This is a genomic window from Martinezella tropici (assembly GCF_003287875.1).
Classification (GTDB): domain Bacteria; phylum Pseudomonadota; class Alphaproteobacteria; order Rhizobiales; family Rhizobiaceae; genus Rhizobium; species Rhizobium tropici_C.
Genome location: NZ_QMKK01000042.1, coordinates 1 through 12862, shown reverse-complemented (window position 1 = coordinate 12862; position 12862 = coordinate 1). Strand labels below are relative to the sequence as shown.

The following is a 12862-nucleotide window of genomic DNA, read 5'->3' as shown; positions in this document are numbered from 1 at the left end:
GAGCGGTATGTTCGATACAATCATATCAGGCGCGACCATCGTCAATGCGAGCGGCGAGGTAAGGGGTGACGTCGTCATCTGCGACGGCCGGATCGCGACAATCCTCTCGCCCGGCGAGGCGGTCGAAGCCCGCAGCATCGTGAATGCCGAAGGCTGCTATCTTCTGCCCGGTCTGGTCGATGGCCATGTCCACCTGCGCGAACCGGGGCTCACGCATAAGGAAGATTTCGACAGCGGGACGCGTAGCGCTGCCTTGGGCGGTGTAACAACCGTGCTCGACATGCCGACCGATGATCCCTGGACCGCGACGGCCGACCAGCTTACCGCCAAGATGGAGATGGCTAGGGGAAGGATCCATGTGGATGTCGGCTTTCAGGTTGCCCTCAGCCGTGAGACCGCCCCCCTGGATCGATTGCTGGATTTGCGACCGGTTTCGCTGGAGCTATTCACGGCCGATGTGCCTGACGCCTTCCTATTCGACGGCATGGATGCCGTCTCGCGGATCGTCAGTCGCCTTGCCGAAAGCGATACACTCATCGGCATTTCGCCAGGCGACCAATCGATCTTGGTCGGCAGCAGCTTACGCAATCGTACCGGGGATATCGCGGCATTTCTCGAAAGCCGGCCGGCTCTGGCTGAGGCATCGGGCGTCGTCCGCGCCATTCTGGCGGCGGCGGGCACGAATGCCCGCATCCATGTGCGCCAAGTCAATTCGGCGCTTGGCATCTCCACATGGCGGCGACTGCGGGACATGGCTGATGCGACGGTCGAGACGACGCCGCAGAATGTCTTTTTCACCGCCGCCGACTACGAGAGGTCGGGCGCAAACCTAAAAGGCTCGCCGCCTTTCAGGGCGCCGGCCGACGTCGAAGCGCTGCGAGCCGCCCTTTCCGAGGACCTGATTGATATCGTGGCCACTGATCACGCGCCGCACAGCCCCGCCGAGAAGGCAGCTACTTATGCCGCGTTCGCAGATATTCCGGGTGGAATGCCGGGGCTTCAAACCCTGCTTATGACCATGTTACGGCTAGTCGAAGAACGGGTCATCGGGCTCAGCGATCTTGTGCGCATATGTTCTTTCAACCCCGCTGGACGTTTCGGCTTAGGTCGTTCAAAAGGCGCGATAGCGACTGGCTTCGATGCCGATATCGTGGTGCTCGACCGGCGCCAGCCGAGCCGGATCACAAATGCCGATCAGGTCTCGCGCGCCGCCTATACGCCATTCGATGGCTGGAACGTACCGGGTATGCTGACCCGGGTGTTTCTGAAAGGTCAGGAGATCGTTCGCGATGGAAAGATCATCTCCGAGAGACGCGGCAGTGTCGTCACCCGTGAAGCCTGAGGACCAGCCGATGCCCATGCTCCAGAACAGAATTGCCATCGTCACTGGTGCCAGCTCCGGCCTCGGGCGCGCCATCGCGTTGCGCTACGCCACCGAAGGTGCCTTCATCGTCATCGCCGACATGATTGAGACGCCGATCGAGGGTGGCGAAACAACGCTGGAGCGCATCCGCGCTACCGGCGGCAATGCTCTTTTCGTAAAGACGGATATTTCTAACTGGGATGCTGTCGATCATCTGGTCGGCGAGACTGCCCGCCATTTCGGGCGACTCGACGTGATGGTCAACAATGCGGCAATCTACACATCGACCAATTTGCTGGAGACGACGCCGGAGCAATGGGCGCGCGTCATCGGCGTCAACCTCACCGGCTTCTTCTATTGCTGCAAGCGCGCCGCGCAACAATTCGTCGCACAGGAACCAGTCGGCGAGGTGCGCGGGCGCATTATCAACATTTCCTCGCAGCATGGCATGGTCGCTTGCCCCGGCGATTTTCCCTATGGCGTCAGCAAGGGCGGCATCGTGCAGATGACGCGGCAGATCGCGGTGGATCATGCCGACGACCTGATCATCTGCAATGCGATTGCGCCGGGTAAGATCGTCACCGGCAAGCCTGGTGTCGCCAATGATTCCGATGCACTCGACTATTCGCGCCGCCGCACGCCCTGGCCGCGTCTCGGCGCCCCGGAAGATGTTGCCGGCGCAGCTCTGTTCCTGGCAAGCGACATGTCGAGCTACATGACCGGCATCAACCTCATGGTAGACGGCGGTTGGATGGCCGGCTGACCTGCAAAGCAAACCGGTTGTGTGCCGGAAAATGAAAGGAAACACGCATGGATCTAGGACTGAAGGAAAAAACTGCGCTCGTCCTCGGCGCAGGCGGTGGCCTCGGCGGCGCAATTGCCAAGACATTGGCCGCCGAAGGGAGCCATGTCGCTGTCGCCGATATCAACAAGGAAGCGGCTGAAAAGGCGGTCGCGGAGATCGAAGCAAGTGGTGGCAGCGCTGTGGCGATCGCCTGGGATCTTGCCGACCTCAGCATCATCACCTCGAACCTCTCGACGATCGAAGCCCGGTTCGGATCGGTCGACGTCCTCGTCAATATCACCGGCGGCCCGCCCCCGACGCTCGTTTCTGGCCAGAATGCCGAAAGCTGGCGTAAGCATTTCGATAGCATGGTGCTGTCGGTCATTGCGATTAGCGATGCCGTGCTGCCGAAGATGCGCGAGAAGAAGTGGGGGCGGATCATTACCTCGACCTCGTCGGGCGTTGTCGCGCCGATCCCGAACCTCGGACTTTCGAACGCGTTGCGCATGTCCTTGGTCGGTTGGTCGAAGACCCTTGCAGGCGAGGTCGGCCGCGACGGCGTGACGGTCAATATCGTGCTGCCTGGCCGCATCGCCACTCAGCGCATCACCTTCCTGGATGAGCAGAGGGCCAAGCGCGAAGGCCGCTCGGTAGAAGATGTCTCGGCGCAAAGCACCGCCTCCATTCCAGTCGGCCGTTACGGCGATCCGCAGGAATATGCCGATGTCGTCACCTTCCTGGCGAGCACGCGTGCATCTTATGTTACCGGAAGTGTTCTGAGGATCGACGGCGGTCTGATCGCAAGCGTTTAGATGCGGTAGCTCAGGCATTCCAATCGGCTGACTATGTTCCAAGGGCTGGTGATATCTGGCAATATCGCCAGCTCTTATAGTTTTGTTGGCTATCGGGAGCGCCGCGCAGCTCGTCGCCACTACTTCTAACCTGGGCAAGATCCCGCTCGTGGCAGTCATTCACCGTCGCGTCGGCAATATTGCGCCACCGAATAATGATTGACGTTCCACCAAGGCCGCTGAGGTTGTAGCCTTGCCGCTGTCGACCCCTTTGGGGCCCGCGGGATCGTTCGCAACGCGAGATAGGTACTCGTTCCAAGCGCTTGTCATGGCCGATCAGTACAAGAACAATCCCACCGACGAGGGGCCGGCAGCCAGAGCAGCAGTGCAATGCTTGCATTGCTGGTTGCATCGCGATAGCTTGTCGAAGCCGGGGCGATTTGGTGGCTTCTACAGCTGCTTAGTGCTAAGCTCAGCTTGCTTCAAACGTATCGCGCATCGCACGCAGAATGATAACGGCCGAAGCCGCGCCGGGATCGATATGCCCAAGGGATCGCTCTCCCAGCCGAGCGGCCCGACCGCGGGCGGCCACCATGGAGCTTGTCGAATTAGCTCCAGCTTCGGCAGCGTCAACGATGGAATTCCACATCGTCATAGCATCGTGCGAATTCGCCTTGGCGTGGATTGCGGCCTCGGCAGCGGGGATCCAGGCGTCGAGCATGGTCTTGTCGCCACGCTGACCTTTGCCGCGCTGCTGGATACCGGCCCGCATCTCGTCGACGATCATTGCCTGGCAGGCGAGCGATAAGGATTCGTCCGCCTTCAATGACTGCGAAGCGCGGCGGAAGGCGGTGGCATAGAGCGGGCCGGTCGATGCGCCGACGGCATCCAGAAAGGCGGAGGCTGCCGCGGAGAAGATTTCGGAGGGTAACGCCTGCGCAAGATCGAGCTTTGCGAGCTCCGCGTTCACCGCCATGAAGCCGAGAGACATGGTGATGCCGTGATCGGCGTCGCCAATTGCGCCATCCAGCTCCGAGAGGCGATCTTTTTCGGCATTGATCGCGATCGATATGCGCTGAAACATGGTGCCCAGGCATCGGGCGGCTTCTTCCGACATCGTCTTCCTCCCGGTCCCGGCCATGTCTGTTGTCGCCGGGCACATTTTTATAGCTTCATCCGACCTTCAGCGCGAAGGTGTCGCACGGATGGTAGAGCATGTCAGTCAGTTCCTGATCGAGATGCAGGATGGATATGGAGGCGCCGACCATATCCAGCGACGTGCAATAATGTCCCACCCAGTTTGCCTCGATCTTGATGTCCTTCGCGCTCAGCCTCTGTTCGACGCGCCGGAACAGAATATAGAGCTCCATCAGCGGCGTTGCGCCGAAAGAATTGATGAGCACCGCCACTCGATCGCCTGCAACCGGCTTCATTTCGGAGAATATCCGGTCCATCACCCGATCGGTGATCTCGTCGGCGCTCATCATCTTCTCGCGGGTGACACCGCGTTCGCCGTGAATGCCCATGCCAAATTCGATATCGTCAGGTCCGATTTCGAAGTTGTGGCGTCGGGTCTGCGGCAGCGAGCAGGGCTCGAGTGCGACACCCATCGTGAAAGTCCGATCATTGGCCTTGCGCGTCACCGTCTCGCATGCGTCGAGCGACAGACCCTTGTCGCAGGCGGCGCCGGCTATCTTGAAGATGAAGAAGTTGCCGGCGACGCCGCGTCGTCCCTCGCGATCCTCGATCGGCGAGGAGGAGATATCGTCTGTGGTCAGCACCGTGCGGACGTCGATTTTCTGCTCCTGCGCCATTTCGGCGGCCATCTCGAAGTTCATGACGTCGCCGGCATAGTTGCCGTAGACAAAAAGTACGCCTTCGCCGCCGGAAGACGCCTTGGCACATTCGAGGATTGGCGTCGGCGGAGGCGAGGAAAAGATGTTGCCGATGGCAACGGCATCGGCAAGCCCCTTGCCGACATAGCCAAGAAAGCTAGGCTCGTGCCCGGTACCGCCGCCAATCACCAGGCCGACCTTTCCCAGCCTCGGGCCGGTTCGCGCCATCAGCGCGCGGTTCGATCCCTTGATCGGCGTGATATGCGAGGCATGTGCCTTGACGATGCCTTCTAGCATCTCGTCGACGACATCGTCGGGATTGTTGAGGAATTTCTTGATATGCGTTCGATAGCTGCTGGGCAGGGCAATGCTGTTGTCGGTTTTCGGACGCTGCTGGGCTTTCTGATCGAACTCGGTGACACCATCGGCATTCAGAATGCCGCGCCCGGTGGCTGCATCGGTAATCAGCACGTTGATATAGCCGCCGCGCAAGGCGGCGAGAATTGCGGGCACCTTGTCGAAGCCGCCGGCGACGGCGATGCGTAGCCCGATGGATTTCAGCATGTCGAGGGATATGCCGATGGTGCGGTCGTCGAGCGGCCCTGCAACCGGCAGACCCTTGGTGTCGATGAAACGGCCGGCAAGAACGCCAACAGCATTCTTGGCCAGATAATCCTGCAGGGAGACGGACTCGAAGAAACCGCTGCTGTGAACCGTCGAGTTCGGCCGCAACGACGCCACGCCGAAGATAGCTTTGTTGGCTTTGGCAAGGGTAGCAAATTGATCCTCGACCAATGGTTCGCGCAACAAGATCTCCCGAACTTCAGGCGCCGAAACGATCGCAGGGGCCGTGATATTGATCAGCCTGCCGCCTGTCACATTGGCAAAGGCACTGGCACAGAGTTCCGGCGTGTAGGCAAAGAGTGCACGGGTGCCACCGGTTGCCTGGACGATGGTAACATCCTGCAGGTTCGGCACATTGGCTTGCTCCGCGACCGCGAGAACCGTGCGGCCCCAGGCAACGGCAAGCGTATCGCCGGATTTCAGTAGGCGGGCGATGGCCTGCGCACCGGCGGTTCCGAGGCGGTCGATAAGCGGCCGCGAACCGTCGTCGCTAGGCACCACGAGACAGTCGTGCAGGCCGAAATGGCGCTTGAGTTCTTGAGCGATGGAGAGCGAACTCAGGCGAGAGGGCTCGAGTGAGATATTGACGATGCCGCGGCTGCGGGCATCGGCGAGATAGCTGTTCACGGTCGCCCGCGAAATGCCCATAATCTCGGCGATGTCGCCTTGGGTCTTGCCATCTTCGTAATAGAGCCAGCAGGCCCAGACATAGGGGTCGTCGCCATAGCGCAACGGCATGCTATCGGTCGCATCCGGCACGCCCGCCTTGCTTGCACTGTTCTTGCCGACCGAAGATGCCTTGCCTGTCATGATGATTCACTGTTTCCCGTTTTCGCCAGAAGATGAAAGCAATGACGCATGTTTGCAAATGCTTCTTCTTGAGGAAGGGCGGCGCGCGACCCCGTGGTGGAGCACGGGATCGCGCAGCCTTGGGAGAGCCCTGTTATTGCAGTCGTGCGCGAGCGCAGAGCGAAAGTTCCTTCAGGATGATAGCGCAGGAAGTCGCACCGGCGTCGAGAACGCCGAGCGAGCGCTCGCCCAACCGGCTGGCGCGGCCGATCTTGGCAACGAGATTGAGGGTGGAGTCGCGGCCGACCTCGGCTGCAGCAACCAGAGCATCGAGCGCCTCCGCAAAGGATTTGCCGGCTGCATTCGCAGCATCGAACGCCTCGATTGCCGGAACCAGCGTGTCCAGAAGCGTCTTGTCGCCGACTTTGGCGGAACCGATCGACTGGATACCTTCAAGCCCGGCATGCAGCGCCCTGCTATAGGCTGCGCTATCGATGGCCTCGATGCCGTTGAGCTTTTCGGCAATCTCGGTGAACATGACGCCGTAGAGCGGGCCCATGGAGCCGCCGATCTCGGTCATCAGCACCGTGCCCAGCGTATCGAGCGAGACTGACAGCGACTGGTTCTTGCCCTTCAGGCGTTCCGCGGCCATTGCGAAGCCCTTGGCCATGTTGACGCCATGGTCGCCGTCGCCGATCTTGCCGTCGATCTCGCTGAGATAGGCGCGGTTCTCGACGATGCGATCGGCCATCGCCAAGACGATATCACCCGATGTTGCATTGTTGAATGTCTGCATGCGTGCGTCCCCCTCAGAGCAGCGTCGTGCACTCGACCTCGACGTCCAGAAGCTCTTTCAGCTCCTCGTCGAGTGCCATCACGGTCAGCGTCGCGCCGACCATTTCGAGCGACGTGAAGTAGTTGCCAATATAGGTCCTGTAGATATTCAATCCCCGTTCGGAGATCTTCGTCTCGATCGTGTCGTTGAGGATGTAGAGCTCGTTGACCGGTGTCGCGCCGAGGCCAGACACGAGGACGGCCACTTCCGTTCCAGTGGCCAGATTATGATCATCGAGCACGATCTGGCACATATCCTCGGCTATCTCCGCTGCCGTCTTCAGCGGCTCGACGCGAACGCCGGGTTCGCCGTGATGGCCGATGCCGACTTCCATCGTGCCGGGTTCGATCTGGAAATTCGAATGACCGACGGCGGGCAGGGTGCAGGGACCAAGGCCGATACCGACGGAGCGGCAATTGTCGATCGCCCTTTGCGCGGTCACGCGTACTTCCTCCAGGTTCGCACCCTTGGAAGCCTTGGCGCCGCCGATCTTCCACATGAAGATTTCGCCGGCCACGCCGCGGCGCTTCTCGCGCTCCTCCGGTGGTGCCGAGCAGACATCGTCGTTGGCGACGACGGTCGCGACTTCGATGCCGTCCTTGGCGGCAAGCTTCGTCGCCATCTTCACGTTCATGTTGTCGCCGGCATAGTTGCCGTAAAGGCAGATAACACCACGGCCACCATTGGCCTCGCGGATGGCGTCGTGGAAGCTCTTGGCCGTTGGGGACGAAAAGAGCTCGCCGACTGCGACCGCATCCAGCATATTCTTACCGGTATAGCCGATGAAGGCCGGCTCATGGCCGGAGCCACCGCCGGTGACCACGCCGACCTTGCCGGCATACGGCGCATCCTTGGCGACGACGACGCGCGGATTGTCTGCCAGACGAACGATATCCGAATGCGCTTTGATGAAGCCTTTTACAGTATCTTCAACGACTTCATCGGGATTGTTGATGAACCGCTGCATGGTCTCTCCTGTCGAAATTGTCGAGCGCTTGCGCTCAAAGAATGGTGTAGCCGCCGTCGATCAGCAGATCGGCGCCGTTGATCATGTCCGCGCCGGACGAGGAGAGGAAAACAGCCGCGGCTGCAATCTCCTGCGGGAAGGCGAAACGGCCCGTCGGGATGCGCTTCTTGGCGGCTTCGCCTTTTTCACCGGCCCAGGCCTTCTTGCCGAGCTCGGTCAGCACGATGGTCGGCGAGATGGTGTTGACGTTGATGCCGTGTTTGCCCCATTCGGCGGCAAAGGTCTTGGACATGCCGATCACGCCGAACTTGGAGGCGCAGTATGCCACATGCTCTTCGATGGCGACCGTGCCGGCTTGCGAGGCGAGATTAACGATCTTGCCACCCTTGCCGGCGGCGATCATCGCGCGACCGACAGCCTGTGTGACCAGGAACGTTCCCTTGAGGTTGATGTTGATCGTCTTGTCCCAATAGTCGAGCGGCAGATCCTCGGCGGGAGCAAGGAAGACGACGCCGGCGCTGTTGACGGCGATATCGATGCCGCCGAAATGCGATACGACATCGCTGACGGCCTTGCTGACCGAGGCCGGATCGGACACGTCGCAGACGAATGCTTCAGCGCCGCCGCCGATTTCTGATGCCTTGGTCTTCGCCATGTCGACATTGATATCGAGAACCGCGACCTTCGCGCCCTTGGAGGCGAATGCAGCCGCGACCGCAGCACCGATGCCGGAGCCGCCGCCTGTGACGAGCGCCGTCTTGCCTGAAAGCGGGAAGTTCAAATCAATGTCTGGGGATGTCTCGGTCATCTTTTTCAAGCCTCTGTTTTCGGGGTGTGGCGAGGCGATGGTTCGCCCCGCCACATTGATCTTACTTGCGGGTTTCGAGCAGCTTGTCGACGTTCTCGGCCGTTACCGGGGTCCACGGAACATTGTAGTTCTTGTCCTTGCCGTCGTTGAACGGCATGGCCGGATACTGTTCCCAGATCTTGGATTCCGGCTTGTAGTTGCCCTTCTTGGCGGCAAAGATTGCCAGATCGAGGGCGCCCTGAGCCTGCGCGCTGGCGTCCTGCAGGATCGAGGTCATCGTACCAGCCTTGACGGCATGGAGCGCATCGGTGATGCCGTCGATACCGGCAATGGCGAAGTCTTTGACGTTCAGCTTGGCAGCCTTGATCGCTTCGATCGCGCCGAGCGCCATCTCGTCGTTCTGGCCGATGACGCCGTTGATCTGGCCGGGATGAGAGGTCAGCCAGTTTTCCATGAGGGTCTGGGCTTCGGCACGCGACCAGTTGGCGGTCTGGTCTTCCAGCACCTTCACATTCGGGCACTCGGCAAGCGCCTTCTTGTTGCCTTCGAGGCGCGAGATCTGAGCGGACTGACCGATCGGGCCTTCGAGGATGACGACATTGCCCTTGCAGCCGATCTTGTCGAGGACGCTCTTGGCCTCCATGTAGCCGGAGATCGTGTCGTCGGAACCGACATAAGCAGTCAGCAGATCGGAATTGACGCGGGTGTTCGAGCCGACGACGGGGATACCGGCGTCATGGGCGGCCTGTACGGCGGTTGCTGCGGCCTCGATATCGATCGGTACAAAGATGATCGCGTCGAACTTCTGCGTGATCATCGTGTTGACCTGCTCCTGCTGCACGAGCGCGTCATAGCGGCCGTCGAAGATGGTCAGATCGACATCGCCATTCTTGACGGCGGGGTGTTCCTTTAGCGCTGCCGACCAGATCTGCATGAATTCGGCATTCAGGCCGTAGGGAGCCGCGCCGATTTTCAGCTTCTTGTCCTGGGCGAGGACAGGTGAGGCCAGAATTGCTGTCGCTGCAGCAAGAGCAATCAATAATTTCTTCATTATAGGTCTCCTCCGTTGAAAGTCCGGCCGTCGTCTTGACGAGCCGTTGGGTTTTCCGAGTGTGGACACTGGAATGTCTTCGGGCTCAGCCGCCCAGGTTTCTCTTTTGGTCGAGCATGACGGCGCCGACGATGAGCGCGCCCTTGAGGACCTGCTGGTAGTAGGACTGGATGCCCATGAGATCGAGGCCGTTGTTCATGACACCGATGATCAGCGCGCCGATCAGCGTGCCCGTGATGCGGCCGACGCCGCCGGAAAGGCTGGTGCCGCCAATGACGACGGCTGCAATCGCGTCCAACTCATAGGCGATGCCGGCCTGTGGCAGAGCGGAGCCGGTGCGCGCCGCAAGGATCATGCCTGCCAGACCGGAGAGGCCACCGGAAATGACGTAAACGAGGAAGCGCAGCTTGCTGACGTTGATACCGGAGGTAACGGCTGCATGCGGATTGCCGCCGACAGCATAGATATAGCGGCCGAAGCGGGTGCGGTTCAGGACCCACCAGGCGATGATGAAGACGATGGCAAGCAGAACGACCGGCATTGGGATGGACAGGATGCTGCCGGTGCCGATCCAGCGGAAGTCAGGCGTGAGAGCTGGAACCGGCTTGCCGCCGCCATAGATCAGCGTCAGGCCGCGGGCGGCAGAGAGCATGCCGAGCGTTGCGACAAAAGCGGGAACGGCAAAGCGCGAGACAATAAGGCCGACCACGGCGCCACAGGCGACACCGACCAGCAGGCCGACGACGAGTGCGACATAAGGCGGGTAGGGTGCACCGATGATCCCGGCCGTCGCCGAGGTCGTCGCGAAACTGGCGCTGACGATGCCTGTGAGTGCGACCACGGAGCCGACGGAAAGATCGATGCCGCGCGTCAGGATGACGAATGTCATGCCGATTGCCAGCACCCCGTTGATCGAGGTCTGCAGCAGCACGTTGGAGATGTTGCCGGCCGTCAGGAAGTATTGGTTCGAAACGGAGAGGACAGCTGCGAGCAGAAGGAAGGCGAGAAAGATCCCGTATTCCTGAATGATCAATCGGCGCCGGTCCGAGCCGAACCAGGAATTGGACGGATTATTGTCAGTGGCGGACATTGCAAATACCTCTTGTTGCCGGACGCGTTCTTTTGAGCTTCGTGCCTGCTGTGTTCAGGTCGACAGATGCACGAGCGATTGCGCGTCGGCCTCCTCCCTCTTGAGAATTCCGGCAGACCGTCCCTGGCGCATCACCAGGATGCGGTCCGACATGCCGAGAACCTCGTCTATTTCGGATGAGATCATGATCACGGTGCCGCCTTCGGCGGCGAAGTCGCAGATGATGCGATAGATCTCGCGCTTGGCGCCGACATCGACGCCGCGCGTCGGCTCATCGAGCAGCAGCACTTTCGGCTTGCGCAGAAACCATTTGCCGAGCACCACCTTTTGCTGATTGCCGCCCGAAAGGCCGGAGACCGGCATGCTGTCGCGTGCAGCCTTGATGCCGAAGCGCTGGATCATGTCCCGGCTGGCGTTGGCCTCGGCCCGGCGATCCATCGAAAAATTGGGGCTCATTTCGGGTAGGCTCGCAAGGCAGATATTGTTGCGAACGCTATCGATCAGGTTGAGGCCGGTCAGCTTGCGATCTTCGGTGACGAAGGCGATGCCATGCTGCATGGCTTCGGCCGGTTTGCGCACGGTTATGGGCTCGCCAGCAAGCTTGATCTGGCCGTTGCTGACGGCATCGATGCCGAAGATGCAGTTGAAGATCTCGGTACGGCCGGATCCCATCAGGCCGTAAATGCCGAAAATCTCCCCCTTGTGAGCGGTAAACGAGATGTCGTTGACTTTGCCCTCTGCTGTAAGCCCGGCGACTTCCAGCCCCGGCGTTACCGTCGGGACGTTGGTCTTGATGTATTCTTCGCCAAGCTCGCGGCCGACGATCAGGCGGATGAGGCCCGGCCGGTCGATATTGGCAAGCGCGCCGCTGCCGACATAGGACCCGTCGCGAAAGGCCGTGTAGGAATCGGCGATCTGGAAGATTTCGGACAGACGGTGCGAGACGTAGACAACGCCTTTGCCTTCAGCCTTCAGCCGCTCAATGGTCGCAAACAGCTGCTGCGCTTCCTTCTCGCCGATCGCGGAGGTGGGCTCGTCCATGAAGATCACCTCGGCATCGTGGCTGAGCGCCTTGGCGATCTCGACCAGCTGAACTTGCGCGACCGAGAGGTTCATCATGAATTGCGTGGCGCGGATGTTGAACTGCAGTCGGTCGAGGAGCGCCTGCGCGTTGCGGTTCATTGTCTTGAAATCGATGCCGCCAAAGCGCGCCGATGGCTCGCGGCCGAGATAGATGTTCTCCGCAACCGTCATGTGCGGGATGGGGCTGAGCTCCTGCTCGATGATGGCAATGCCGGCCGCGAGCGCTTCGGCAGGGCTTGTGTAATCCACATCCTTGCCGCGGCGGCGAATGGAGCCGGCATCGCGCTTGTGAATGCCCATCAGAATCTTGAGGAACGTCGACTTGCCCGCACCGTTGCCCCCGCACAAGGCGTGGACGGAGCCGGGACGCAGCTGAAAGCGCCCATCGCGCAATGCGGCGACGCCGCCAAAGGACTTTTTCAGCCCCTTCACTTCGAGCAGGAATTCCACTTTCTCCTCCGCATTCCTCAGGCCGGAACGAGCTTCGACGACGACGCAGTTGATCATCGCTCCGTATTAGATTTGACAAAATTCGAATCGTTTTCGACAAATGTCAATATGCTGATTTCGAGATGCCTTCAGTGATGCGAATGTCGCATTCGTGAGGGCTGGAATATGGCGGGCTCAGGTTGCGGGTCGTGGCCTTGATCAGTGGCGCGCGGATTACCCTGACGATCGACATCGGATTTGGCGATGCGCTCGAGCCTGGGGCGGAGACGCTAGATTATCCTTCTATGCTCGTTTTCCGATGGCCCGGCTCAGAGCCTATGCGCGGGAGACGGTCATTGCCGAAAAGTTCCAGGCGATGGTCATGCTGGGGCGTGCAAACAGCCGCATGAAGG

The 12862-nt window shown here is 60.4% G+C and carries 11 protein-coding genes and 1 pseudogene; 4 read left to right on the top strand and 8 right to left on the bottom strand.

What is annotated here, in order from left to right; all coding sequences use genetic code 11:
• Positions 1-7: 7 nt before the first annotated feature.
• The 3 genes from DQ393_RS16400 to DQ393_RS16390 are packed head-to-tail and all read left to right on the top strand — an operon-like array spanning position 8 to position 2959.
• Positions 8-1342, top strand: a complete 1335-nt coding sequence (locus DQ393_RS16400; protein WP_112342822.1) for a dihydroorotase — start codon at positions 8-10, stop codon at positions 1340-1342.
• Positions 1343-1352: 10 nt separating this feature from the next.
• On the top strand, positions 1353-2126 hold the full coding sequence (locus DQ393_RS16395) for an SDR family NAD(P)-dependent oxidoreductase (protein WP_112343057.1): 774 nt from the start codon (positions 1353-1355) through the stop codon (positions 2124-2126).
• A gap of 47 nt (positions 2127-2173) precedes the next feature.
• A complete protein-coding gene (locus DQ393_RS16390) occupies positions 2174-2959 on the top strand; it encodes an SDR family oxidoreductase (RefSeq protein ID WP_112342821.1) in 786 nt (261 codons plus the stop codon).
• A gap of 451 nt (positions 2960-3410) precedes the next feature.
• Here DQ393_RS16390 and dhaL (DQ393_RS16385) read toward each other — a convergent pair whose 3' ends face one another.
• From dhaL (DQ393_RS16385) to DQ393_RS16350, 8 genes are all read right to left on the bottom strand, one after another.
• The gene (gene dhaL / locus DQ393_RS16385; RefSeq protein WP_112342820.1) at positions 3411-4055 is read right to left on the bottom strand and encodes a dihydroxyacetone kinase subunit DhaL; all 645 of its coding nucleotides are present in this window, start codon (positions 4053-4055) and stop codon (positions 3411-3413) included.
• Positions 4056-4110: 55 nt separating this feature from the next.
• Positions 4111-6207, bottom strand: coding sequence for a bifunctional sugar-binding transcriptional regulator/dihydroxyacetone kinase subunit DhaK (locus DQ393_RS16380; protein WP_112342819.1), 2097 nt, complete (start codon positions 6205-6207; stop codon positions 4111-4113).
• A 133-nt stretch (positions 6208-6340) separates the two neighbouring features.
• Positions 6341-6982 carry a dihydroxyacetone kinase subunit DhaL gene (gene dhaL / locus DQ393_RS16375; RefSeq protein ID WP_112342818.1) on the bottom strand — a complete coding sequence of 214 codons (642 nt, stop codon included), beginning with the start codon at positions 6980-6982 and terminating at the stop codon, positions 6341-6343.
• 13 nt (positions 6983-6995) lie between these two features.
• Positions 6996-7988: a dihydroxyacetone kinase subunit DhaK gene (locus DQ393_RS16370; protein WP_112342817.1), complete on the bottom strand. Its 993-nt coding sequence runs from the start codon at positions 7986-7988 to the stop codon at positions 6996-6998.
• A gap of 34 nt (positions 7989-8022) precedes the next feature.
• Positions 8023-8796, bottom strand: a complete 774-nt coding sequence (locus DQ393_RS16365; protein ID WP_112342816.1) for an SDR family oxidoreductase — start codon at positions 8794-8796, stop codon at positions 8023-8025.
• Positions 8797-8857: 61 nt separating this feature from the next.
• On the bottom strand, positions 8858-9847 hold the full coding sequence (locus tag DQ393_RS16360) for a substrate-binding domain-containing protein (protein WP_112342815.1): 990 nt from the start codon (positions 9845-9847) through the stop codon (positions 8858-8860).
• An 85-nt stretch (positions 9848-9932) separates the two neighbouring features.
• Positions 9933-10937 carry an ABC transporter permease gene (locus tag DQ393_RS16355; RefSeq protein WP_112342814.1) on the bottom strand — a complete coding sequence of 335 codons (1005 nt, stop codon included), beginning with the start codon at positions 10935-10937 and terminating at the stop codon, positions 9933-9935.
• A gap of 54 nt (positions 10938-10991) precedes the next feature.
• Positions 10992-12470, bottom strand: a complete 1479-nt coding sequence (locus DQ393_RS16350; RefSeq protein WP_112343056.1) for a sugar ABC transporter ATP-binding protein — start codon at positions 12468-12470, stop codon at positions 10992-10994.
• Between the two features lie 158 nt (positions 12471-12628).
• Here DQ393_RS16350 and DQ393_RS33845 point away from each other — a divergent pair.
• Positions 12629-12862, top strand: a pseudogene (locus DQ393_RS33845) (nucleotidyl transferase AbiEii/AbiGii toxin family protein); the annotation flags it as partial.

Bases quoted from the DNA above. Each gene is read 5' to 3' on its own strand.
- DQ393_RS16360 (WP_112342815.1), bottom strand. From the start codon at position 9,847: ATGAAGAAATTATTGATTGCTCTTGCTGCAGCGACAGCAATTCTGGCC.
- DQ393_RS16395 (WP_112343057.1), top strand. From the start codon at position 1,353: ATGCCCATGCTCCAGAACAGAATTGCCATCGTCACTGGTGCCAGCTCC.
- dhaL (WP_112342818.1), bottom strand. From the start codon at position 6,982: ATGCAGACATTCAACAATGCAACATCGGGTGATATCGTCTTGGCGATG.
- DQ393_RS16365 (WP_112342816.1), bottom strand. From the start codon at position 8,796: ATGACCGAGACATCCCCAGACATTGATTTGAACTTCCCGCTTTCAGGC.
- DQ393_RS16370 (WP_112342817.1), bottom strand. From the start codon at position 7,988: ATGCAGCGGTTCATCAACAATCCCGATGAAGTCGTTGAAGATACTGTA.
- DQ393_RS16390 (WP_112342821.1), top strand. From the start codon at position 2,174: ATGGATCTAGGACTGAAGGAAAAAACTGCGCTCGTCCTCGGCGCAGGC.
- dhaL (WP_112342820.1), bottom strand. From the start codon at position 4,055: ATGTCGGAAGAAGCCGCCCGATGCCTGGGCACCATGTTTCAGCGCATA.
- DQ393_RS16400 (WP_112342822.1), top strand. From the start codon at position 8: ATGTTCGATACAATCATATCAGGCGCGACCATCGTCAATGCGAGCGGC.
- DQ393_RS16355 (WP_112342814.1), bottom strand. From the start codon at position 10,937: ATGTCCGCCACTGACAATAATCCGTCCAATTCCTGGTTCGGCTCGGAC.
- DQ393_RS16380 (WP_112342819.1), bottom strand. From the start codon at position 6,207: ATGACAGGCAAGGCATCTTCGGTCGGCAAGAACAGTGCAAGCAAGGCG.